At 73.3% G+C, this 21,410-nt stretch carries 22 protein-coding genes; 9 read left to right on the forward strand and 13 right to left on the reverse strand.

The genetic code is table 11. From position 1 onward, the window contains the following. Positions 1-52: 52 nt before the first annotated feature. Entirely contained in the window at positions 53-991 is a 939-nt protein-coding gene (locus AB0M43_RS09585) for a Vps62-related protein (protein ID WP_363722795.1), read from the reverse strand. Positions 992-1,198: 207 nt separating this feature from the next. Between AB0M43_RS09585 and AB0M43_RS09590 the strand changes: the two genes are divergently transcribed. The 5 genes from AB0M43_RS09590 to AB0M43_RS09610 all read left to right on the forward strand — a co-directional run bounded on the left by AB0M43_RS09590 (position 1,199) and on the right by AB0M43_RS09610 (position 5,304). Then, positions 1,199-2,134 (forward strand): ABC transporter ATP-binding protein, encoded by a 936-nt coding sequence (locus AB0M43_RS09590; protein ID WP_363722797.1) that lies wholly within the window; start codon positions 1,199-1,201, stop codon positions 2,132-2,134. Then, positions 2,127-2,996, forward strand: coding sequence for an ABC transporter permease (locus AB0M43_RS09595; RefSeq protein ID WP_363722799.1), 870 nt, complete (start codon positions 2,127-2,129; stop codon positions 2,994-2,996). Before AB0M43_RS09590 ends, AB0M43_RS09595 begins: the two co-directional genes overlap by 8 nt. Next, positions 2,993-3,913, forward strand: a complete 921-nt coding sequence (locus AB0M43_RS09600; RefSeq protein ID WP_363722801.1) for an ABC transporter ATP-binding protein — start codon at positions 2,993-2,995, stop codon at positions 3,911-3,913. Before AB0M43_RS09595 ends, AB0M43_RS09600 begins: the two co-directional genes overlap by 4 nt. Positions 3,914-3,923: 10 nt before the next feature. After that, the gene (locus tag AB0M43_RS09605; protein ID WP_363722803.1) at positions 3,924-4,637 is read left to right on the forward strand and encodes an ABC transporter permease; all 714 of its coding nucleotides are present in this window, start codon (positions 3,924-3,926) and stop codon (positions 4,635-4,637) included. A 160-nt stretch (positions 4,638-4,797) separates the two neighbouring features. Continuing rightward, positions 4,798-5,304, forward strand: a complete 507-nt coding sequence (locus tag AB0M43_RS09610) for a hypothetical protein (RefSeq protein WP_363722805.1) — start codon at positions 4,798-4,800, stop codon at positions 5,302-5,304. Between the two features lie 218 nt (positions 5,305-5,522). Here AB0M43_RS09610 and AB0M43_RS09615 read toward each other — a convergent pair whose 3' ends face one another. From AB0M43_RS09615 to AB0M43_RS09625, 3 genes are all read right to left on the reverse strand, one after another. After that, positions 5,523-5,897, reverse strand: coding sequence for a hypothetical protein (locus AB0M43_RS09615; protein ID WP_363722807.1), 375 nt, complete (start codon positions 5,895-5,897; stop codon positions 5,523-5,525). 147 nt (positions 5,898-6,044) lie between these two features. After that, positions 6,045-6,284 carry a hypothetical protein gene (locus AB0M43_RS09620; protein ID WP_363722809.1) on the reverse strand — a complete coding sequence of 80 codons (240 nt, stop codon included), beginning with the start codon at positions 6,282-6,284 and terminating at the stop codon, positions 6,045-6,047. 91 nt (positions 6,285-6,375) lie between these two features. Further along, positions 6,376-6,930, reverse strand: a complete 555-nt coding sequence (locus tag AB0M43_RS09625; protein WP_363722810.1) for a MarR family transcriptional regulator — start codon at positions 6,928-6,930, stop codon at positions 6,376-6,378. Between the two features lie 52 nt (positions 6,931-6,982). Between AB0M43_RS09625 and AB0M43_RS09630 the strand changes: the two genes are divergently transcribed. Next, positions 6,983-7,861 (forward strand): NmrA/HSCARG family protein, encoded by an 879-nt coding sequence (locus tag AB0M43_RS09630; protein WP_363722811.1) that lies wholly within the window; start codon positions 6,983-6,985, stop codon positions 7,859-7,861. Between the two features lie 174 nt (positions 7,862-8,035). Here the strand turns inward: AB0M43_RS09630 and AB0M43_RS09635 are convergent, their stop codons facing one another. Beyond that, positions 8,036-9,295, reverse strand: coding sequence for a polyketide synthase (locus tag AB0M43_RS09635; protein ID WP_363722812.1), 1,260 nt, complete (start codon positions 9,293-9,295; stop codon positions 8,036-8,038). Positions 9,296-9,404: 109 nt separating this feature from the next. Here AB0M43_RS09635 and asnB point away from each other — a divergent pair, with 109 nt between their 5' ends. Together asnB and AB0M43_RS09645 are read left to right on the forward strand one after the other, a co-directional pair. Continuing rightward, positions 9,405-11,204, forward strand: a complete 1,800-nt coding sequence (gene asnB / locus AB0M43_RS09640) for an asparagine synthase (glutamine-hydrolyzing) (protein ID WP_363722813.1) — start codon at positions 9,405-9,407, stop codon at positions 11,202-11,204. Between the two features lie 136 nt (positions 11,205-11,340). Beyond that, positions 11,341-11,643: a hypothetical protein gene (locus AB0M43_RS09645; RefSeq protein WP_363722815.1), complete on the forward strand. Its 303-nt coding sequence runs from the start codon at positions 11,341-11,343 to the stop codon at positions 11,641-11,643. Here the strand turns inward: AB0M43_RS09645 and AB0M43_RS09650 are convergent. The 5 genes from AB0M43_RS09650 to AB0M43_RS09670 all read right to left on the reverse strand — a co-directional run bounded on the left by AB0M43_RS09650 (position 11,640) and on the right by AB0M43_RS09670 (position 17,511). Beyond that, a complete protein-coding gene (locus tag AB0M43_RS09650; protein WP_363722817.1) occupies positions 11,640-13,034 on the reverse strand; it encodes a GGDEF domain-containing protein in 1,395 nt (464 codons plus the stop codon). The two genes, AB0M43_RS09645 and AB0M43_RS09650, sit on opposite strands and share 4 nt — an antisense overlap. 167 nt (positions 13,035-13,201) lie before the next feature. Further along, entirely contained in the window at positions 13,202-13,870 is a 669-nt protein-coding gene (locus AB0M43_RS09655; protein WP_363722818.1) for a response regulator transcription factor, read from the reverse strand. Then, positions 13,867-15,180, reverse strand: coding sequence for a sensor histidine kinase (locus AB0M43_RS09660; protein ID WP_363722820.1), 1,314 nt, complete (start codon positions 15,178-15,180; stop codon positions 13,867-13,869). The genes AB0M43_RS09655 and AB0M43_RS09660 overlap by 4 nt, the downstream gene beginning before the upstream one ends. A 10-nt stretch (positions 15,181-15,190) precedes the next feature. Next, on the reverse strand, positions 15,191-16,552 hold the full coding sequence (locus tag AB0M43_RS09665; protein ID WP_363722822.1) for an acyltransferase: 1,362 nt from the start codon (positions 16,550-16,552) through the stop codon (positions 15,191-15,193). Beyond that, on the reverse strand, positions 16,549-17,511 hold the full coding sequence (locus AB0M43_RS09670) for an alpha/beta hydrolase (RefSeq protein WP_363722824.1): 963 nt from the start codon (positions 17,509-17,511) through the stop codon (positions 16,549-16,551). The genes AB0M43_RS09665 and AB0M43_RS09670 overlap by 4 nt, the downstream gene beginning before the upstream one ends. A 235-nt stretch (positions 17,512-17,746) precedes the next feature. On the opposite strand from AB0M43_RS09670, the gene AB0M43_RS09675 reads away from it, so the two are divergent. After that, on the forward strand, positions 17,747-19,228 hold the full coding sequence (locus tag AB0M43_RS09675; protein ID WP_363722826.1) for a hypothetical protein: 1,482 nt from the start codon (positions 17,747-17,749) through the stop codon (positions 19,226-19,228). A gap of 240 nt (positions 19,229-19,468) precedes the next feature. Here the strand turns inward: AB0M43_RS09675 and AB0M43_RS09680 are convergent, their stop codons facing one another. From AB0M43_RS09680 to AB0M43_RS09690, 3 genes are all read right to left on the reverse strand, one after another. After that, positions 19,469-19,804, reverse strand: coding sequence for a hypothetical protein (locus AB0M43_RS09680; RefSeq protein ID WP_363722827.1), 336 nt, complete (start codon positions 19,802-19,804; stop codon positions 19,469-19,471). A 65-nt stretch (positions 19,805-19,869) separates the two neighbouring features. Further along, entirely contained in the window at positions 19,870-20,229 is a 360-nt protein-coding gene (locus AB0M43_RS09685) for a PRC-barrel domain containing protein (protein WP_363722829.1), read from the reverse strand. A gap of 622 nt (positions 20,230-20,851) precedes the next feature. After that, positions 20,852-21,052 carry a cold-shock protein gene (locus AB0M43_RS09690; protein WP_363722830.1) on the reverse strand — a complete coding sequence of 67 codons (201 nt, stop codon included), beginning with the start codon at positions 21,050-21,052 and terminating at the stop codon, positions 20,852-20,854. Between the last annotated feature and the right edge of the window lie 358 nt (positions 21,053-21,410).

The raw sequence follows: 21,410 nt of genomic DNA on the forward strand, positions 1-21,410 counted from the left end.
TCGGCGCGGTACCCGTCGGGCACCGCGGACCCGCGTCGCCAGGTCCGGGCCGTCAGAAGCAGGCCGGGGAGGTCCAGCTCGACGGGGTGGGACTCTTGAACGCGCTCGGGCCCTGCGGACCGCTGGTCCAGGTGGTGTGCCCGACCCGACCCCACGCCCCTCCGTAGCCGTACCAGGACATCGTCTTGACGTCGTGGATCGGCCGGATGTAGGTCGCCCAGATCTCACCGCCCTTGGTGGTGTGGTCGTTGACGCCCGGGAACTGCGTCGGATAGGTCTCGTCGCCCTTCGGATAGGACGCGTGCGAGCCCTTCGCGGAGTAGACGTGCGGATGGGTACCGGTCTTCGCCACCGACGGGTAACTCAGGACGCACGAACTGTCGTGGCTGAAGTACGCGACGGTCAACGGTTGGTTGGTGGGGCTCAGTTTGATCGAGATGCGCTCCCAGTCGCCCTCGTGGTTCTGCACCAACGGGCCGTCGTTGTAGGCGTAGAAGAACCAGTAGGTGATGTGGTCGCCCTTCTGGTAGTCGTAGTACAGCTCCGCGCGGACGCTGCCCATGTTCTCGTACGCGGGGTCGAGGTCGAGGTACATCCCCTCCGCACCCTGGAAGTCGTACGGTCGGACGCCCTGGTTGCTCCGGTACTCGCCGCCGGTCGGTGAGCACAGCGCGTTGTCGAGGTGGTGGGTGTACCTCCCGTCGCCCATCCAGTCGGCGTTCACGGTGCCCAGTCCGGCGAGCTGGTGGTTCGGGCAGTTCGAGTCGTGCGCCCAGCCCAGCGCCGCGTGCTGGATGAAGGCGCCGGCGTTGGTCGGGCGCCTCGTCTCCCCCTTGGCCAGGTAGACCACGGGCGCGTACGCCAGGTAGAGCTGGGCCTGGATCTCCGTCTCGGACGCCGGCGCCGCGCCGGCCTGGGGCGCGCTGACCAGCACCAGGCTGATGGTCGTCGCGGCGGCGGCGAGCAGCGAGGTTGTGCGTCGTCGTCTCATCGGTGGTGCGCTCCCTCACGGGTGGGGCGGGTGGGGGGCGGATCGCTTCCCCGCCGGGATCCTCGCCGGGGGCGCTCACAGGTCGCTAACAACCGGGGCCCGGCATCCGCCGCTCAGGGGGTCCGCCGCCGGCCGGCCGGTGACACAGGGTGAAAATCAGGGTTCCACCGGAGGACGGGAACGCTCCCGGCCGCGTACCGTGCGCGTGTGCCACTCATTGAGACGACAAGCCTGACCAAGGCGTACCCGGGCGGGGTGACCGCGCTGCGGGACCTGACGCTCGCGGTCGAGCCCGGAGTGATCGGACTGGTGGGCGCGAACGGCGCCGGCAAGTCCACGATGATCAAGATCCTGCTCGGCCTGCTCGAACCCACCGAGGGGTCGGTGCGCGTCCTGGGCCTCGACCCGACCGTGGCGGCCGACGAGGTCCGCGCGCGGGTCGGTTACATGCCCGAGCACGACTGCCTGCCGCCCGACATGATCGCGGCGGAGTTCGTGACGCACATGGCGCGGATGAGCGGCCTGCCGCCGACCGCGGCCCGCGAGCGCGCGTCCGAGGCGCTGCGGCACGTCGGCCTCTACGAGGAGCGCTACCGGCCGATCGGCGGCTACTCCACGGGCATGAAGCAGCGGGTCAAGCTCGCCCAGGCGCTGGTGCACGACCCGGACCTGCTGCTGCTCGACGAGCCGACCAACGGGCTGGACCCGGCCGGCCGGGACGCGATGCTCACCCTGATCACCAAGATCGGTACGGAGTTCGGCATCTCGGTGGTCGTGTGCACCCACCTGCTCGGCGAGGTGGAGCGGATCTGCGACACCCTGATCGCGATCGAGCGCGGGCACCTGCTGCGCGCCGACCGGGTCGACGCCATGACCACCGGGTACGACGTCCTCGTCGTCGAGGTCACCGAGGGCACGGACGAGCTGATCGCCGCGCTGAGGGCCCGGGACCTGTCCCTGACGGTGGACGGCCACGTGCTGCTCGTGCGCCTGGACGCCGAGGACACCTACGACACGATCCTGCGGACCGTCGCGGACCTCGACCTGCCCCTGCACCGGCTCGACCAGCGCCGGCACCGGGTGGCGGAACTGTTCGCCGACAGCTCGACCACCACCACCCGGCCGGAGGCCCACCATGTCTGAGGCGGTCGACACCGGCGGCAGCCGGATCCACGACATCGGCTACCGGCGCTACGAGGGCACGAACCTCGGCCGCCTGTACGTGGCGAGGTCGCTCTACACCCACGGGCTGCGGTCCGCGTTCGGCCTGGGCCGGTCGGCGAAGGCGAAGATCTTCCCCTGGATCATGGTCGGGCTGTTGGGCGCGTTCGCGGTGGTCGTCGCGGCGGTCCGGGCCCAGACCGGGGAGATGATCGTCGGGTACCAGGAGTTCCAGCAGGTGGCCCGCGTCATCGTCATCATCTTCCTCGCCGTCGTCGCCCCCGAACTGGTGTCCCGGGACCTGCGCAACAAGACCCTGCCGCTGTACTTCTCCCGGCCCCTGCGCCGCACGGACTACGCGCTGGCGAAGCTGGCCGCCGTGATCTCCGCCGTGTTCCTCCTGGTGGCGGGGCCGCTGACGATCGTGGGTGCCGCCGCGGCGTTCTCGGTCGCCGACGTGTCCGGGGTGTGGGCCGAGGTCCGGGGCCTGCTCGGCGGGTACACGATGATCGCGGTCCTCGCCGTCATCCACGGCAGCATCGCCCTGCTGATCGCCTCGCTGGCCAGCAAGCGGGCGTTCGCGGCCGGCGCCATCGCGGCCGTGTTCCTGGTCCTGGTGCCGATCGCGCAGATCCCGCACGAGCTCGCGCACGGGGCCATCGGCCAGCTCTCCCTGATGATCAGCCCGGACGGCATGGTGGACGGCCTCCAGGAGTTCCTGTTCGGCAAGGGCGACGCGAACCTCGAACCGGGCTACCGGATCTACTACGGCGTCGGCGCGGTCGCGCTGGTCGCCGCCGTCGTCACCGCCCTGATCACCCGCTACCGGAAGGTGTCGCTATGACCACCCCTCTGACCGTCGACCTGCGGGGCGTGTCCCGCTGGTACGGCAACGTGGTGGCCGTCAACGACATCACCATGAGCCTCGGCGCGGGCGTCACCGGACTGCTCGGCCCGAACGGCGCCGGCAAGACGACGCTGCTGCACATGATGGCCGGCTTCCTGGCCCCCTCCAAGGGCGAGGTGCTGCTCGGCGGCAACCCGACCTGGCGCAACCCCGACGTGTACCGCGACCTGGGCCTGGTGGCCGAACGCGAGTCGGTGCCGGCGCACCTCACCGGCTGGGAATTCGTGCACGCCAGCGCCAAGCTGCACGGACTCGCCGACCCGGCGGGCGCGGCGCGGCGGGCCCTGGAACTGGTGGAGATGACCGAGGCGGCCGGCCGCCGGCTGGGCACGTACTCCAAGGGCATGCGCCAACGCGCCCGGGTCGCCGCCTCGCTCGTGCACGACCCGGCGGTGCTGCTGCTCGACGAGCCGTTCAACGGCATGGACCCGCGCCAGCGGGCGCACATGATGGAGCTGCTGCACTCCCTCGGCGACCAGGGCCGCACGATCCTGTTCAGCTCGCACATCCTGGAGGAGGTCGAGCAGGTGTCCGGCACCGTCCAGGTGATCGTCAACGGCCGGCTCGCGGCCTCGGGCGACTTCCGGAAGATCCGGCGGCTGATGACGCACCGCCCGCACGTGTTCGTGATCCGCTCCACCGACGACCGCCGCCTGGCCACGGCGCTCATCGCCTCCCCGGCGGTGACGGGGGTCTCGCTCGGCGCCGAAGAACTCACGGTGCACGCCGGCGACTACGGCACCTTCACCCGCGCGCTGCCGAAGGTCGCGCTCGCCGAGGGCATCCGGGTCCGCCAGCTCGTCCCGTCCGACGAGTCGCTCGAGAGCGTCTTCGCCTACCTGGTCTCGGCCTGAGGAGCCCCCGATGAACCTGACCATCTGCGCGTTGACCGTCCGGGCGCTGTTCGGCCGGCGCCGGTTCCTGTTGCTCCTCCCCGCCCCCCTGATCCTCATGGGCCTGACCTGGCTCGCCGTGTCGCTCGGCGCGAGCGACCAGGACCTGGTGACCGCGGTCGTGGTCGGCCTCGGCATGACCGCGGTCGTCCCGCTGATGTCGCTGATCATCGGGGCGAGCGTGCTCGGTTCCGAGATCGACGACGGCACCGTGATCCACATCCTGACCAAGCCCATCCCGCGCTGGCAGATCATCCTGTCGAAGCTCGTCGTGGCCAGCGGCGTCAGCGCCCTGGTGACGGCGGTGCCGATGTTCGTCGTCGGGGCGGTCATCGACGGTCCGAAGCTCGGGGCGGGCCTGGCGGGCGGCGCGGCGATCGGCGCGGCCGTCTACAGTGCGCTGTTCCTGGCGCTCAGCGTCGTGAGCCGCCGGCCGGTGCTGCTCGGCCTGGTCTACGTGCTGGTCTGGGAGGGCCTGCTGACGAACCTGGTGTCCGGGGCGAAGGTGCTGTCGGTGCAGAAGTACGTGGCCACGTTCGCGCAGAGCATCAGCGGGACCCCGTTGATGGAGCGCCCGTTGTCGGTGGCCGTCGCGGTCGCGATGTCCGTCGTCCTCGCCGTGCTGGCCACCTACTACGCCTCCGTCCGGCTGCGCTCGTTCTCGGTGGCCGGCGAGACGAGCTGAGGCTCTGAGCGGACACGGGCCGCTCCACCGGATCGTCGGGTGGAGCGGCCTTCGTGCGCCCGGGTGGAGTCGGCAATACCTCTATTGCAACCTTTAGAGCGCTAAGAGCGTCCTTAGGGGGTACGCAACGCAGGCGACCAACAGAATCCGGGGGGACCCCATGTCCGTACGCTCCGTCCGCAAGGCCACCGCCGTCCGCGCCGCCGCCGTGCTCGGCACCGCGCTGCTGGCCTTCGCCGCCTCCTCCCCCGCCGCGCACGCGGCCGGCGGGGGCACCGACTCGACGGCCAGCCACCTGACGAACGTCCGCTGGGGTGCGCACCCCGACTTCGACCGGGTGGTGCTCGACTTCGGCGGTCCGGTGCCGACGTTCGGGGTCACCCGGGTGTCCGAGCTGACCCACTGCGGCTCCGGCAAGCCGGTCACCATCCCCGGCAGCTCGTTCGTCGAGCTGGACATCGACGCCAGCGCGCACGACGAGAACGGCTCCTCGACGTTCCCCGGCGCGTGGCAGAAGGTGCTGAGCCTGCCGTACGTCACCGGCTACGCGATCACCTGCGACTTCGAGGGCGACTTCCGGGTGGGGGTGGGCATCCGGGGCACCCACGCCGTGACGACCTCCACGCTGACCGGCCCGTCGCGGATCGCCGTGGACGTGCACCGGTAGCGGTCCGGAGTCCGGCGCGGCGGCGTACCCCTCCCGGGCGTTCGCTCGACGCGCCGGGCGGCACGGCCCGGCGCCCGCCTGTCGGGTCGGACAGGCAGCCCAGGACGCGCGCCCTGGAAGTCCCGGCTCGCCGGGGAACGGGGGCGGGGCCCGACCTCCGGAGTGCGGAGGTCGGGCCCCGGTCGGGCCGCGCCGTCGCGGTGGACGGGCACGGTGCGTCAGCAGTTGGGCAGGGTGTCCCAGCCGACGGCCTTGACGAGGCTGCCGTTGACCCAGCCGCTCACGCGGGTGGTGTTGTCGGTGATCCGCACCCAGTAGCCGTGCGCGGGGCTCGGCTTGCAGTGCGCGCTCACGTTGTGCGAGTTGTAACAGAGGCCGAGCACCGTGCCGCTCGGCGCGCTGGACCGGATCCGGGTGCCGTCCTCACAGTAGGCTCGGATCGAGGCGAGGGAGCCCGTGGCGGCCGACGCCGTGCCGGGCTGCGGCGGGTTGACGGACCGGCCCGGGTCGGCCTGGGCGACGCCGCCCATGGCCAGGGCGACACCGCCGGTGACTGCGACCATGGTGGCCACTCGGGATGCGAGTTTCAGCATGGTTCCTCCTCATTGAGCAAGTCTTGCGCTCTTCTGTGGACACTTCGAACGTATCCAGTGGATAGAGGAGCGTCTTCCTCAATCAGTGTGTTCCGCGTCACTTTCGACCGCTCCGCACGGTCGGAGTTGCCGGGGCGCCGCCGGCCCCTAGCAGCGGTACTCGGCGAAGACCTTGAAGCCGGTGTACGCGCCCCAGCGGTGCGCGCTGCCCTCGCAGTCCTCGTACAGGTCGCCCACCTTGATGGTGTGGCTGTCGTCGGTGTAGTAGTCCGTGTAGCAGTAGTGGTCGGGCAGGCAGGCCCGCGCGTGCGCCGGGGCCGCGGGGACGACCACGGCGACGGTCGCGGCGACCGCCACGAGAGCGGCGATGCTGGCGCGTCGGAACATCTCGACTCCCTCACTCGGTGAGCATTGATGAGATGCTATTTCCGCAGGCCCGGGCAGCATAAGACCAGAAGACTGGGGGTACCGGGGGCCGCTACCCGTCCGCTCCGGGGTGGTCGGCCCCCGGCTGCCGGAAGTCCGGGTAGCGGTGCTGGTCGAGCAGGTCGTGGCCGGCCAGCAGGGCGCGGCCCACCCCGCGCAGCTCCGCCAGGTCCGCCGTGGACAGCAGGTCGCCGAAGCACTCGGCGAGCGCCCGGTGGTACGCGGGCCGGGTGCGTTCGGTCAGCGCCGTGTACCCCTCGGCCGTCAGCACCGCCTCCGTCTGCCGACGGTTGTCCGGCGGCTGCTCGCGGGCGACCCAGCCTCGGCGGAACAGCCGCTCCACGACCCGGGTGGCCCCGCTGGGGCTGGTGGCGAGCGCGTCGGCGAGCCGCAGCATCGACAGCCGCCGGCCGGGCGCGGTCGCCAGCCGGTAGAGGGCCTGGTGCTCCAGCAGGGTGCAGTCGCCCTCCTCCTGCATCCGGGCCGTCATGGCCGTGGCGACGGCCTCCACCGCCCGCTGGACGGTCAGCCACGCGGCGAGCACGTCCGCGTGGTTGTCGGCGACGTCGACGTCGGGCCAGGGCGCGTCGTTCAGGTCTGGGCTCACGTGCTCCACCTTACACTTGACAGCGATACGTTTTCAGCTGCAAGCTTTGCACATGCAAATGACATTTCCGATCGCCGTCACCGGTGCCACCGGCGTCCAGGGCGGCGCGCTCGCCCGCCTCCTCCTCGACCGTGGCCAACCGGTCCGGGCGCTGACCCGTAGCCCCGGGTCGGCCGCCGCCCGGGAGCTCCGCCGCCGGGGTGCCGAGGTCGCGTACGCCGACTTCGACGACGCCGGCTCGCTCGACGCCGGCCTGCGCGGCTGCCGCGCTCTGTTCCTGATGGGCACCCCGTTCGGCACCGACACCGCCACCGAGGTCCGGCAGGGCCGCGCCGCGATCGACGCCGCCGTGCGCGCCGGGGTCGGCCAGCTCGTCTACAGCTCCGTCGCGCACGCCGACCGGGCGACCGGCGTGCCGCACTTCGACAGCAAGTACCAGGTGGAGCTGCACCTCGCCGGTACGGAGCTGAACTGGACCGTGCTCGGCCCCGGCAAGTTCATGGACAACTACGCCGGCGGCTGGTCCGCCGGGCTGCTCCGCCAGGGCCGGCTCGCCCTGCCGCTGTCCGCCGACCGGCCCGTGGCGCTGGTGTGCGCGGCCGACATCGCCGGCATGGCCGCGCTCGCCCTCGCCGAGCCCGACCGGCTCGCCCGGGTCCGGGTCGACATCGCCGGCGACGAGCGCACGCCCCTCGACCAGGCCGGCACCTTCGCGCGCGCCGTCGGGCGCCCGGTCACCTTCGAACGGGTCCCCGACGAGGTCGCGCGCGGCTACGGCCACGACCTGGCGGCCATGTTCGGCTACTTCGACACGGTCGGGCTCGACGTCGACACGGCGGCGCTCCGCACCGCCTACCCCGAGGTCGGCTGGCACACGTTCGAGGACTGGGTGGCCGCCCAGGACTGGTCGCACGTCCGCGGGGCCGCCTGACCGGCGCTCCGCCGGCCCGTCAGCGCCCGGGGCCCTGTCCCGGCCCGCGCCTCAACGCCACCTGTCCGGGGCCGTCGGTCGACCGGCGACCCCCGCTTCGCCTGTCCACAGGGGCCGGCACCGTGCGTTCCCGTGTCCCGTACCCCTCGGACGGCTCTTCCGCGCGGCACCCGGTCACCGTGCCGGCGGCTCGCCCAGCAGCAGGTGCACGAAGATCCCGGACAGCCCGTAGGTGTTCACGCCCGCGATCGCCGGCCCCGGTCGCGGCCAGGGCATCCGTTCCGTGACGGGCGCGATCCGCAGCCCCGCCCAGTCCACGGCGGACGTGGGCGGGCCCGCGTGCAGGCTGGCCGGCAGGGTCCGGTGCCGCAGTGCCAGGGCCGTCTTGACCAGCCCCGCGAGCCCGCCGGCCGCCTCGGCGTGCCCCAGGTTCGTCTTCACCGACCCGACCAGGCACGGCTGGCCGACCGGCCGGTGCGCGCCGATCGCCGTCCCGATCGCCTGGAGCTCGACCGCGTCGCCGGCCGGGGCCGCGTTGCCGTGCGCCTCGACGTAGCCGATCCGGTCCGGGGTGACCCCGGCGTTGGCGGCGGCGCGGCCGATCACCTGGAGGTAGCCCTCGACGGAGGGGGCGATGACCGCCTTGGCGGTGCGGCCCTTGCTGGCCTGGGCGGAGCCGAGGATCACGGCGTGCACCCGGTCCCCGTCGAGGACGGCCTGCCCGAGGCGTTTGAGGACGAACACGGCCGCCCCGTCGGACCGGACGAACCCGTCGGCGTCCTCCGAGCCGAACCGGCACCGGCCGGAGGGCGAGAGCAGACCGGCGGCGGAGTACCCGAGGGTGTGGTCGACGCCGCCGACGAGGCTGACCCCGCCGGCCAACACCGTGTCGCACTCGCCGGTGCGCAGGCTCTGGCAGGCCAGGTGCACGGCGAGGGTGCCCGAGGAGCAGGCCGCGTCGACGGTGGCGCACGGGCCGCGCAGGTCGAGGGCGTAGCTGATCCGGCCGGAGGCCATGCTGCGGGCGGCGGCGCCGGCGAGGGCGTACATGTCGGCGGGGCCCTCGTGGGCGTCCCAGTGTTCGCCGGTGCTCTGCCCCATGAACACCCCGACCTCCTGGCCGGCGACCGTGCCCTCGGTCAGGCCCGCGTCGGTCAGCGCGTCGGCGGCGGTGGCCAGCAGGACCTTGTGCTGCGGGTCGAGGGCGGCGGCCTCCCGCTCGGTGACGTGGTGCCGGGCCGCGTCGAAGAACTGCTCCGCCAGGAATCCGCCCGCGGTGCTGACCAGCCGACCGGGCTGGCGGGGGCGCCGGTCCAGGAGCGCCGAGGTGTCGACGCGGTCGGCGGGGCCGGTCGGGGTGACGGCGTCGCGGCCGTCGAGGAGGAGCCGCCACAGCTCGTCGGGGCTCGACGCGCCCGGGAAACGGCATCCCATGCCGACGATAGCGACCGGTTCGGAGGTGCGCACAGTAAACCTCTCTTTTCAGACAAAAATATTTATTTGGTACCAATAACTCAAAGTTCTTAATCTGGTTACCCCTGTCATGTGTGGAATCGCGGGCTGGGCCGATCCCGAGCACCCCTTCGACGCGGCGGCCCGGACCGTCGCCGCCATGACCCGCGCCCTGGCCGCGCGCGGCCCGGACGGCGAGGGGCTGTGGTCCGGCCCGCACTGCGCCCTCGGGCACCGCCGGCTGGCCGTCCTCGACCCGGAACAGGGCCACCAGCCGATGCTCGTCACCGACGACGGCGACGGGCCCCTGCTGGTCCTCAGCTACAACGGCGAGGTGTTCAACCACACCGAACTGCGCGCCGAACTGGAACTGCTCGGCCACAAGTTCCGCACCGCGACCGACACCGAGGTCGTCCTGCGCGCCTGGCGGGAGTGGGGCGAGGACACCCCGGCCCGCCTCAACGGCATGTTCGCCTTCGCGGTCTGGGAACCGGCCCGCCGCCGGCTCACCCTGGTCCGCGACCGGCTCGGCGTGAAGCCGTTGAGCTACGCCCGGCACGGCACCGGCGTGCTGTTCGGCTCCGAGCCCAAGGCGCTGTTCGCCAGCGGACTCCTCCGCCCGACGCCGGACCCGGACGGACTGCGCGACCTGTTCGCCTCCGTGCGCACCCCCGGCGGCGGGCTGTTCCGGGGCGTCCGCGAGGTGCGGCCCGGCCACCTGCTGGTCCTCGACCGGGCGGGCCTGCGCGAACGGCCGTACTGGCGGCTCGACGCCCGGCCGCACCCCGACGACACCCCGACCGCCGTCGGCCGCGTCCGCGACCTGCTGGCCGACACCACCCGCCGGCACCTCGGGGCGGACGTGCCGCTCGGCGCGTTGCTGTCCGGCGGTCTGGACTCCAGCGCCCTGGTCGCGTTAGCGCAGCTCGGAGCGCCCGAGCCCTTACGCACGTTCTCCGTCGACTTCACCGGCGCGTTCGTCCCCGGCGCGTTGCGGGCCACGCCCGACGCCCCCTACGTGCGCGACGTCGTGGCGCACTGCGGCGTCGACCACCGCGACCTCGTCCTCGATCCGGCCGCGCTGGCCGACCCCGGGCACCGCCGGGCCGTCGTCGCCGCCCGGGACGCGCCCGGCACCGGGGACATGGACACCTCGCTGTACCTGCTGTTCCGGTCCGTCCGGGACCACGTGACGGTCGCGCTGTCCGGGGAGAGCGCGGACGAGGTGTTCGGCGGGTACCCGTGGTTCCACCGGCCCCTCTCCGTCGCCGCCGACGACTACCCGTGGCGCTACCTCACCGGCCACAGCGGCGTGTACCGCGCCCTGCTCCGCCCCGACGTCGCCGCCGCACTCGACGTCCCCGGCCACCGGGCCGCCCACTACCGGCAGGCCCTCGCCGAGACGCCCCGGCTGCCGGGCGAGACCGGGCTCGCGCGCCGGATGCGGGAGGTGTTCCACCTGCACCTGACCCGGTGGCTGCCCGACCTGCTGGACCGCAAGGACCGGCTCAGCATGGCGGTGGGCCTGGAGGTGCGGGTGCCGTTCTGCGACCACCGGCTGGTCGAGTACGCGTTCAACGCGCCGTGGGCGCAGCACGTGCACGACGGGCGGGAGAAGTCGCTGCTCCGGGCGGCGGTCGCGGACCTGTTGCCGGGCAGCGTCATCAGCCGGGTGAAGGCGCCGTACCCGACGACCCAGGATCCGGGGTACCACGAGGGGCTGCGGGGTCTGGTGTCCGACCTGCTGGCGTCGCCGGGCGCTCCGGTGTGGACGTACCTGGACGCCGACGCGTTGCGGGACCGGCTACTGCGGCCGGGGGCGGATCCGGCGACCCGGGCGGGCCTGGACTTCGCGCTCAACCTGGACCTGTGGCTGACCTCCCGGCCGTGAGCGCCGCGTGACCCTCTCCTGGCGGCACTCACATCCGTGCCGCCGACAACCCTCTCGCCCATATCACGATACGCCCGAAATTATCGCGGTTCGGGTCCTACCCTGAGGGCGACACCACCTTTCCGGGAGGTTCACCATGTCCGTGATCATGATGCTGCGGCAGAAAGCCGATCCCGCCGCGCTCGAGCAGTACGCCAGCAGCCACGCCGACCAGATGCTCAGGGTCGCCGAGGCGGGCAGGAGCAAGGGCGCCATCCACCACTACTTCGCCGCCGGCGACGGGGAGATCGTCGTCATCGACGAGTGGCCCACCGAGGAGGCGTTCCGGGAGTTCTTCGCCAGCCAGAGCGAGATCCCCGAGATCATGAAGGGCGCCGGCGCGCAGGGCAGGCCTGAGGTCTCCATCTTCCGCAAGATCACGACGCCCGACGAGTTCTAGAGCGAGACCACGCGCACGCCGGGTTCGGTGTCGCGGTGCAGTTTGGCCGAGTACATCGCGTCGTCGGCCCGGCGGATCAGGTCCTCGGCGGCGACGTCGGACTCGGTACCCGTCCGGATCACCGCGCCGATGCTCGCCCGGACCGGTACGTGCTCCACGCCCAGGTCGACCGGGGCCCGCAGCGCCCCGACGATCCGCGCGCTGAGCCGTTCCACGTCCGCCCGGCCGGCGTCGCGGAACAGCACGAGGAACTCGTCGCCACCGAACCGGCTGACCAGGTCGCCGGCCCGCACGCACGAGCCCAGCCGGCGGGCGACCTCCACGAGCAGCCGGTCCCCGATCGGGTGGCCGAGCCGGTCGTTGACGTCCTTGAAACCGTCGAGGTCGCAGAACAGCACCACGCAGCCGCCGGGCCGGCGCAGTTCGGCCCGGAGCTGGGCGACGAACTCGCGGCGGTTCGGCAGGCCGGTCAGGGGGTCGTGGGCGGCCTGGTAGCGCAACGCCTGTTCCGCGCGGGCCCGCTGGGCGGACAGCCGGCCGATCCGCCACATCACCAGCGGGGTGATCGACGCCGCGCCCGCGACGAGCAGCAGGCCGTCCACCGGCTCGCCGAGCAGCTGCCGGCCGCCGCCGACCAGGGGCAGCGCGGCCAGCGCGCCGCCGAGGAACGCCAGCCGGCCGGGGGTGAGCGTGTCGTCGGGGGCCTGGCCGAGCCGGGCCAGCCGGTGCGCGGAACCGTCGAGGCCGAAGAGCCCGAGGGCGACGTACGCGGCCATGAACATCAGCTCCGCGCCGACCGCGACCCAGCCGGTGTCGTGCAGTTCCAGGACGACGTTGCCGGTGAGGGACAGGCCCAGGGCCGCCACCAGCATCCACAGCGCGGGGATCGGCTCCCCGGCCGTCTGGAGAAGCCGGACCAGGGCCCCGAGCACCCCGGCCAGGATGAACACGGTCGCGAACGTCGAGGCCTCTGCGGCCGGGTGCGCACCGGCGATCCGGGGCAGCAGGACCACGTCCCACAGCAGGCCGCCGAGCGTCGCGGACACGATGATGGTGTCGATCATGCCGCCGACGTCGTTGCGGCCGCGCCGGACCACCACCGTCACGGCGGCGGCCAGCATCAGCGCGTTGCCGACCGCGTCGAACACCCGGCCCGCGAGGACCTCGTCGGTGAGCTGCCGGGTCAGGTTGCCCAGGTTGAGCACCACGAGCGCCGCGAGCAGCAGCCGCCACGGCCGGCGGTCGACGGGGCGGGCCCGCAGCAGGCCGACGGTGACCGGCAGGATCGCGGCACAGGTCACGACGAGGAGCGCGGCGGTCCGGCCGCCACGGGGCAGCAGCGGGTACGCGGCGATCAGGCCCACGGACACCAGCAGGTACGCCCGCCGCACGACTAGCCGTCCGGGGCGCGGTCGTCCACCGCCGGCCGGCTGCCCGCGAGCGGAGCCTCCACGGGTACGGAGCCTAACCGTCCGTCACCGGGCGGGAGGGGGATTCGGGGAAACGGCCGGCGGCGCCCCCGACCGGGCGCGACGGTGACGGCCGTCCGGGCCGCCGGTCAGTAGCCGGTGGGGCGGACCAGGCCCGTCTCGTACGCGAACACCGCCGCCTGGGTCCGGTCCCGCAGCCCGAGCTTGACGAGGATCCGGCTGACGTGCGTCTTCACGGTCTGCTCGGCCACCACCAGGCTCGCGGCGATCTCCGCGTTCGACAGGCCCTGCGCGATCAACGACAGCACCTCGGTCTCGCGTTCGGTGAGGTCGCCGACCCGGTCCTTCAGCGGCACCCGGGGCGCGCCCGCGATCCGGGAGAACTCGGCGATCAGGCGCTTGGTGATGTTCGGGGCGAGCAGGGCGTCCCCGGCGGCCACGACCCGGACGGCCTGGGCGAGTTCGGCGGCGGAGGCGTCCTTGAGGAGGAACCCGGAGGCGCCCGCGCGCAGCGCCTCGTACACGTACTCGTCGAGGTCGAAGGTCGTCAGCACGAGGACCTTGACCGTCGAGTCGGCGGGGGCGGTGATCCGGCGGGTGGCCTCGATGCCGCCGAGCACGGGCATCCGGATGTCCATCAGGACGACGTCGGGGGCGAGTTCGGCGACCTGGGCGACGGCGTCGAGCCCGTCCACGGCCTGGCCGACGACCTCGATGCCGGGTTCCGCGTTGAGGAGGACCGTGAAGCCCTGGCGGACCATCATCTGGTCGTCGGCGATCAGCACGCGGATGGTCACGGGGCGTCCTCGGGGGCAGGGGTGGGCAGGTTCGCGGTCACCTGGTAACCGCCGTCGGGGGTCGGTCCGGTGGCGAGTTCGCCACCCAGCATCGCGGTGCGTTCCCGCATCCCGAGCAGCCCGTGGCCCTCGCCGTCCGGCGGCGGGCCGGGCCGGGCCGGCGGGGTGTTGGTCACGCGGACGATCAGCCCCGACGGATCGTGGTAGACCAGCACGTGGGCCGAGGCTCCGGGGGCGTGCCGCAGGACGTTGCTGAGCGCCTCCTGCACGATCCGGTACGCCGACAGCTCCACGCCCGGCGGCAACGGGCGCGGCTCGCCGGTCGTCGCGGCGGTGACCGAGAGCCCGGCGGTGCGGACGTTGTCGAGGAGCTCGTCCAGCCGGGCCAGGTCGGGCTGCGGGGCGTCCTCGGCGGGGGTGTCCTCCGAGCGCAGTACCCCCAGCACGCGGCGCAGCTCGTTGAGGGCCGCGACGGCGTTCTCCCGGATGCCGGCGAGGTTGGCGCGCAGCTCGTCCGACGGGTTGTCGACCAGGTGCGGGGCGACCTGGGCCTGGATGGAGATGACGGACATGTGGTGGGCGACGACGTCGTGCAGTTCGCGGGCGATCCGCCCGCGTTCCTCCAGCAGGGTGCGCCGGGCGCGTTCCCCGGCGGTGAGTTCGGCCTGCGCGACGAGTTCGGCCCGGGCCACCCGCCGGCCGCGCAGCGCCGTGCCGACCAGGACGGCCGTGCCCAGGACCACGGCGGCCAGCCCGACGTCGGTCTTGTGCCCGCCGAGGCCGAAGGTGACGCACGCCTGCCCGGCCAGCACGCTGATCACCAGCGCCGTGACCGCGGCCCGGAGCCGGACCCGCAGCGACAGCAGGAACATCACCCCGGCGTGCGTGACCAGGCCCGCGTAGGTCCACGGGAACGGCGGGTTCGCCGAGCCGCCCGGGAACGGGATCGGGAAGGAGACCACCCCGGCGGACGCCTCCATGTACCGGGCGCCGACGACCATCAGCAGGGTGACCGCCCACCAGGCGAGGACCGGCCGGAACATCGCGACCATCAGCGCGATGGCCATGCCCCCGGCGAGCGCCATGCCCGTGTCCATCTCGCGCCCCGCGCGGTGCGAGGCGATCTCCAGGGCCTCGCCGATGAGGGCGCCCACCCCGAACAGGACGACGAGGACGTGCGGCAGCCGGGCCAGGAAGCGGGTCCCGGCCCTGCGCGGGAGGGGGTCGAGGGCCGTGGTCCACAGGTCCTGGCGCAGGGCGCGGAACGGGGACAGCGCGGCCGCCACCAGTCGTCGCACCCCCCACGTCACAAGATCCACCCTAGGCTCGGTCGGCGGCGGGGACACGGGCACCCCTCTCCTGGGTACGGAACGCCGCCCAGCACACCACCAGCACCCCGGCGAACACGGGCAGCCAGGCGAGCCGGGCGAGTACCCAGCCGGAGCCGTCGGGAACAGTGTGCAGGCCGGGCAGCGCCGCGCCGGTCAACAGGCCGGTGGCGGTGACCGCGATCATGGCCGTCTGGTGCCAGAGGAAGATCGTCATCGCGGACAGGTTGACCAGCGCGACGGCGGCCCAGACGGCGGGGCGGCGCAGTACCCGTCGCAGCGGTCCGAGGAGCAGGAGGGCCGCGCCGCACTGGGCGAGGCCGAAGGTGACGGCCGCCAGGGTCGGCGGGTGCAGGTTCGAGATCTCCGCGCCGGGCACGCCGACCATCGCCGCCGGGTAGCCGGCCCACAGCACGAGCGCCGCGGTGGCCGCCGCCCCGGCGGACAGCAGGACCCCGCCGGTGGCCCGTGGCAGGCCCCGGGCCCAGGCGGCGCCCAGGCAGTACGGCACCAGCCAGGCGGCCGCCACGTTGGCCCAGCCGAGCCAGGCGGGCCCGTCGAGGCCGAACCGGACCAGGTCCACCCCGGCCACGACGGCCATCGGCCACGCCGGGTGCAGCCGCGCGACCAGCGGGGTGAGCGCGGTCAGGCCGGCGAGGACCAGCAGGAACCACAGGGGCGACAGCACCAGCTTGCCCAGGGCGTACACGGACTTCTGGTCGACCCCGGAGCCGAGGAGCACCACGACCACCACGGTCCAGACGGCCAGCACGGCGGCCACCGGGCGGAACAGCCGCGCCATCCGGACGCCGAGCCAGCGGTGGTAGGAGGTGCCCCTGGCCCGGGCCGCCGCCAGACTGCGGGAGCCGACGTGGCCGCCGACCAGGAAGAACACGGCCAGGGTCTGGAACAGCCAGGAGGCCGGGGCCAGCTGGGGCATGTGCCACAGGGGGCTGGAGGCGTGCACGGTGCCGCTGTCGGTGACCAGGGCGGTGACGAGCCAGTGGCCGAGGACCACGCCGAGGATGGCCAGGGCGCGGAGGGCGTCGGTGGCGCGGTCGCGGGTGGGTGGGGTGGCGGTGTCGATCCGGTGGGCCAGGGCGCGCCAGCCGCGACGTCCGGATGGCGATCGTCGGGTGGGCGGTGGTCCGGCCAGGGCTGGGCCTTCCGGGGATGGTGCTGCCGGTGTGGGGTTGGCCGGGGCTGTTCCTGCCAGGGCAGGTCGGGCCGGGGATGGTGCTGCCGGGGCGCGGTGTGCCGGTGGTGGGCCTGCCGGCGCTGTTCGGGCCGGTGCCGGTGCTGGTACTGCCGGCGCCTCCGGGTGGTGCCGGTGGGTCTGGGCGGTCGAGGTCATCGGGCCGCTCCCGCCGGCGACCCCGGGCTCACGGAACCGCCCGCGACGATCCGGGCCATCGCGCGCAGCGACACCGAACCCGCGCGCAGATACCCGCTGTGGTCGGCGTCGCCCGCGTCGAAGATCCGGGCCCCGAACGCCGGGGAGACCGGGTCGGCGCCGAACCCGACGGTCACGAACGGCAGCCGGATCGCCAGGTCCGGCACCCGGTCGATCCAGTCGTCGGCGCCCCGGCCGGCCCAGACCGTGGCCGGGGTGCGCAGGGCGGCGGCGGCGGGGAAACCGGTGCCGGGGCTGCCGTACAGGACGATGTCCTTGACCGGGAGGTCCGCCGCCGCCCGGGCGCAGACGACGGAGCCGTAGGAGTGGCAGAGCAGGGAGATCGTCGCGCCGGGCCGGGCCGCCGCCAGCTCCTGGACGAAGGCGCGAAGGTCGGGGGCCGCCGTGTCCGCGCGGCCCGCCGTGACCGCCGGGAGGCTGACCGTGGCCGGGGTGCGGTAGCCGAGCCAGGCGACGACGGCGGACCCCCCGCCCAGTTCGGTGGCGAGCCGGGTGGCGCCGCCCCGGAACCGGCCGTACAGGTCGAGGGTGGTGTCGGAGCCGGGGACCAGGACCGCGATCCGTTCCGCGCCGGCCAGGTCGCCGAACACCTCGACCGAGCGGCCGCCGTCGCGTCCGTCGAAGGACAGCAGGTGCCGCGCCGGGTCGGCCAGGGCCCGCAGCGAGGCGGCGCGGCGCCGGTCCCCGTGGTCCTCCGCCGTGGCGGCCGCGGCGAGGACATCGGCGCGGGTGGCCCCGTAGCGGGCCGCCAGGGCTTCGGGGGTCGCGGCCGGCACCGGGGCGGGAGCGGTGGGTGCCGGCGCGGGGACGGCGTTCGGGCTGGCGGCGGCCGAGGTGGGCACCGCGACGGCGGCGGTGACGAGCGCGGCGAGCAGGACACGCAGGGGGCGGGGCGCCATGGTGGGTAGGTCCTTCCGTACCGGAGTGTTCCGGAACGAAGCTATGGATCATGACCCGTGGTCCGCGTCCCACCGGGGAGCTCACCTGTGGCGTAGCTCGGAAGTACTACAGGTCTCAGAACCCTTTTCCGGGTACGCGCCCGCGCGGTCGCCGCGAAAATTGGCCCCCTGTCGGAGCACCCGCCCCCTCGGCATACTCGAAGGGACCGGACACCTCCGTCCAGAAAGGACCACAGTGGCCTCCCGTTCCGCCCCGCCCCTGCTCTGGCTCGGTCTGCCGTCCGCGCTCCTCGTCGCCCTCGTCTGCTGGCTGAGCACCTACTACTCGACCCTCGTGGTCTGGGAGGTGCGCAAGTTCGTGCCGTTCCTGGCCGCCGCGCTGGTGGTGGCGGCGTGCGCCGGGCTGCCCGCCTGGCTCGTGCGCTCCGTCGCCGCCCGCCGTTCGGAGGCCGGCCGTCCCGGCGCGGTCCGGACCGTCGGGTGGCTGGGCCTGCTCGTCGGGCTCGGCGTGGCCGCCTGGTGGATCACGCACACCGACTACGACCAGGACCGGACGTACGCGGGCTCGGCCACCGTCGTCACCGGCACCCGCCTGCCGGACCTGGAACCCCGCGCGCCGTACCTGGTCGGCAAGGCCCAGGCCGGCCCCACCCTCGGGGACGTGTCCGGCGACATCTCCGACGTGACCTACCTGCCGGACGTCAACCGGTTCGCCACCCTCGTGGAACGGCGCGGCTGGCTGGCGGGGTACGAGGTGGGCGTCACCCAGGTGATCGCCGTCGAGGGTCGGGGGCAGGACGCGCAGAAGTGCCGGTTCGACCCGGCGGCCGACGCGCGGATCGGCGGCGCGTTCGGCCACAACCTCGGCCGGCTGATCTCCGAACGCCAGCGCTGGGTCACCTTCGAGGACTCCGACGCCTACGTGTACTGCGACGGCGACGTCCCCAAGGTCGTCGTACCCCTCAAGAGGCAGGTCGGCATCCTCGTCGTCACCGAACGCCCGGCCGGCGTCGCGGTGTACGACGGGCGGACCGGCACCGTCACGGTCACCACGGACCCGAAGGGCATCCCCGGCCCGACGTACCCGATCAGCCTCGCCAAGCGCCAGCGGGAGGCCACCCACGGCCTGCACGGCTTCGCGGACTGGTGGTTCGAACGGGCCGGCTGGGACGCCTCCGACGACGGGGCCAACGACGACAACGCCTCGGAGTTCACCCTCAACCGCGCCGACCACAGCGGCCCGGTGTACGTGACCCCGCTGACCCCGCCCGGCTCGGCCAGCTCCGTCGTCGCCGTGTCCTCCGTTCCCGCCCAGCACCCGGGACGGGACCTGGCCCCCATGACGGTGTACCGGCTGGACCCCACCTGGGCCTCGCCCCAGGCCATCGTCGCGCGGATCAAGGCCGACTACCCCGACGTGTGCTGCTACAACCAGGACACCGTGTTCGAGGTCATCCCGACGGGCGGCGACAGCTGGGTGGCGACGACGGGCAGCGAGCAGGCCCTGCGGTACCGGGTGGTGGGCAACGGCCAGCTCCAGGGTCCGGAGGCCACCTGCCTGAAGACCGCCGACGGCCGACCCATCCGGTGCGGCACGAAACCCGCCGCGCAGACTCCCCCACCGGTCGGCGACCCCAGGACCCTGACCAACGAGGAACTGGCGGACCTGCAACGCCGGGTCGCGGAGGAGGTCTCACGCAGACTCCGCGAGAAGTAACACGACCGGCGGCACGGGCAGCGACCGGCACGGGCAGTCCGGGCGTGCCCGGGACTGCCCGTGAACGCTGCGGCGCATGGCGCGGCCAGGGGCGGCCGGGCGGGGCGAGCCCGACGCGGTGCGGCACATTCCGCACGGCTCGGCTCGGAGTCTTGTCGACCGGCCTTCAGCGGGAGTCGACCGCAGGAGACGAACTGGCCGCCGGTCGGGGACGGCCGCGCGGGGTCGGCCGGCCGGCGGTCAGGCGCTGCCCCGGCGGGGGTCCATCCCGTCGAACGGGCCCGTCACCACGACGGCGGGGACATCTTCCGGGCGGAGCGCGTCGTACCCGGGCAGGTCGCGCACCGAGCTGCTCGTCGCGTCCAGTGACACGGTGCCCGCCTCGTCGTCGACGCCGAGGATCGCGGTGCGCGGGAAGGCCACCTCCGAGCCCGCCGCCTCGACGTCCATGTCGACGACCAGCAGGTCCGGGCCCACGGATCCGGTGCGGGTGCTCACCTGGCCGAGTTTGGCGTCCCGGCCGAGGGCCTCGTAGCCGGCGAGTGTGGTCAGGTCCAGCGCGTTGTCAGTTGTCATGGTGCTCTCCTCCGCTTCAGGGCCGGCTCGCGCCGGCCCTCCCGGTCCTGCGCCTGGCAGCTTCTCTAGCGGCCCTCGCCGTAGTAGTGCCGGGTCGTGTTGTGCCGGTACTCGGGGTGGTCGCGGTGGGTCGGGTCGTAGTCGGGGGCGGCCTTGATCTCGTCGCGGCTGCGGCTGACGTAGACCTTCTCGTCCGTCGGGTCGACGCGGTCGATGATGCCGGCCGGGAGGAGTACGCGGTGACCGAAGATCCAGGGGCCGGTGTCCACGACGATGAAGCTGGAGTCGGCCTCAGTGGTGGCCTCGTCGATCTTGCCGATGGAGCCGTCGGTGGCCTCCACCTGGTAGCCGACCAGGGTGGCCTGCGAGCCGGGATAGCCGGAGTCGGGACCGTAGTTCCAGGCGTTCACGGATGGGTTCGTCATGTGTGTTGCGCCTCCTAGGCTGTCCGGTGCCCTCATCAGCTACCCGGCCCGACCGGTTCTCACACCCACGTCCGCCGGGTTCCCGCACCCGAGGCCTGCATGTCCCGTTCCGGGGACATCCGGGGCGGCGCCCCCGGCTGCCGGGTTCCGCGCCTTCCCGCGAACCTTGAGACCACACCCCCGGGCCGCCGGGTCTCTACACCCTGCCGCGACGTCCGGAACCGACCCCTGGGTTTCCGCACCATCCTGCGGCCTCCGGGACCACACACCCCGGGACCGCCGGATCTCAATGCCTTGCCTCGACCGCTTGGGGCCACACCCAGGACCGCCGGGTCTCCGCACTCTCATGCCGCCTCCGGGACCGGACTCCCGGGCCGCTCCGTCTCCGCGACCTCCCGCGACCTTCGAGGACCACGCACCGGGGCCGCAGGAACTCGGCAGCTTGCCGCGACGTCCGGGACCGCGCCCGGGGCCGCAGGGGCTCCGCGCTTTTCCGTGGTCTGGGCCGGGCTGCGGCGCGCCGGGGCGTACCCGGATGAAGGGTTTGACCTTGAATGTCGGATTGTGGCATGGGGATGCGCGGGGCCGAGCAGGGGTGAGGGTCGGATCCGGTCGGCCCGGATCAGAGGAGTCGGACCCGGTCGGCGAGGAGGCCCGTCGGGCCGCGCACGACCCGGAACTCCACCCGCTGGTCCTCATGCAGGGCCGGCAGATCCTCGTCGGTGATCGCCGTGGAATAGGCGAACACGTCCGGCCCCTCGTCGGGGCGGATGAAGCCGAAGCCCCGTTCGGCGTTGAACCAACGCACCGTCCCGGTCGTCATGGCGCCCCCTGGCACTCTCCCCCGCACGCCACGGGGCTCCCGGAACACTGTGCCACGGAATAGTGACGGAGAGTGCGGATACTGGCGAGTAGGGGTGACCTGTCGGCCGTCGGAGGGTGAGCTCGGCCGCCCCTGGACCTCGGGAGGCCAGTGAGGCTCGGACTCGCCCCCCGTATACGACGTCGTCCCGGCGCGTCTGCCGGCCGCAGCCGCCTCGCCGTGTGGAGAAGCGTGATCGCGCGCCGGTTGCGGTGGAACAGCGCCACCCCCAAGAACTCCGTCCATGCAGCGCGCATGGCGAGCGGGCCCGTCACGAGTGGGGCACATCGTAAGTGAGGCTCGGCGTCAGGCGGATGTG

This window comes from Longispora sp. NPDC051575, assembly GCF_040681875.1.
Lineage (GTDB): Bacteria > Actinomycetota > Actinomycetes > Mycobacteriales > Micromonosporaceae > Longispora.

Excerpts from the sequence above, each read along its gene's own strand:
- AB0M43_RS09585 (WP_363722795.1), bottom strand. The coding sequence starts at position 991 with ATGAGACGACGACGCACAACCTCGCTGCTCGCCGCCGCCGCGACGACC.
- AB0M43_RS09595 (WP_363722799.1), top strand. The coding sequence starts at position 2,127 with ATGTCTGAGGCGGTCGACACCGGCGGCAGCCGGATCCACGACATCGGC.
- AB0M43_RS09600 (WP_363722801.1), top strand. The coding sequence starts at position 2,993 with ATGACCACCCCTCTGACCGTCGACCTGCGGGGCGTGTCCCGCTGGTAC.
- AB0M43_RS09605 (WP_363722803.1), top strand. The coding sequence starts at position 3,924 with ATGAACCTGACCATCTGCGCGTTGACCGTCCGGGCGCTGTTCGGCCGG.
- AB0M43_RS09610 (WP_363722805.1), top strand. The coding sequence starts at position 4,798 with ATGTCCGTACGCTCCGTCCGCAAGGCCACCGCCGTCCGCGCCGCCGCC.
- AB0M43_RS09615 (WP_363722807.1), bottom strand. The coding sequence starts at position 5,897 with ATGCTGAAACTCGCATCCCGAGTGGCCACCATGGTCGCAGTCACCGGC.
- AB0M43_RS09620 (WP_363722809.1), bottom strand. The coding sequence starts at position 6,284 with ATGTTCCGACGCGCCAGCATCGCCGCTCTCGTGGCGGTCGCCGCGACC.
- AB0M43_RS09630 (WP_363722811.1), top strand. The coding sequence starts at position 6,983 with ATGCAAATGACATTTCCGATCGCCGTCACCGGTGCCACCGGCGTCCAG.
- AB0M43_RS09635 (WP_363722812.1), bottom strand. The coding sequence starts at position 9,295 with ATGGGATGCCGTTTCCCGGGCGCGTCGAGCCCCGACGAGCTGTGGCGG.
- asnB (WP_363722813.1), top strand. The coding sequence starts at position 9,405 with ATGTGTGGAATCGCGGGCTGGGCCGATCCCGAGCACCCCTTCGACGCG.
- AB0M43_RS09645 (WP_363722815.1), top strand. The coding sequence starts at position 11,341 with ATGTCCGTGATCATGATGCTGCGGCAGAAAGCCGATCCCGCCGCGCTC.
- AB0M43_RS09665 (WP_363722822.1), bottom strand. The coding sequence starts at position 16,552 with ATGACCTCGACCGCCCAGACCCACCGGCACCACCCGGAGGCGCCGGCA.
- AB0M43_RS09670 (WP_363722824.1), bottom strand. The coding sequence starts at position 17,511 with ATGGCGCCCCGCCCCCTGCGTGTCCTGCTCGCCGCGCTCGTCACCGCC.
- AB0M43_RS09680 (WP_363722827.1), bottom strand. The coding sequence starts at position 19,804 with ATGACAACTGACAACGCGCTGGACCTGACCACACTCGCCGGCTACGAG.
- AB0M43_RS09685 (WP_363722829.1), bottom strand. The coding sequence starts at position 20,229 with ATGACGAACCCATCCGTGAACGCCTGGAACTACGGTCCCGACTCCGGC.
- AB0M43_RS09690 (WP_363722830.1), bottom strand. The coding sequence starts at position 21,052 with ATGACGACCGGGACGGTGCGTTGGTTCAACGCCGAACGGGGCTTCGGC.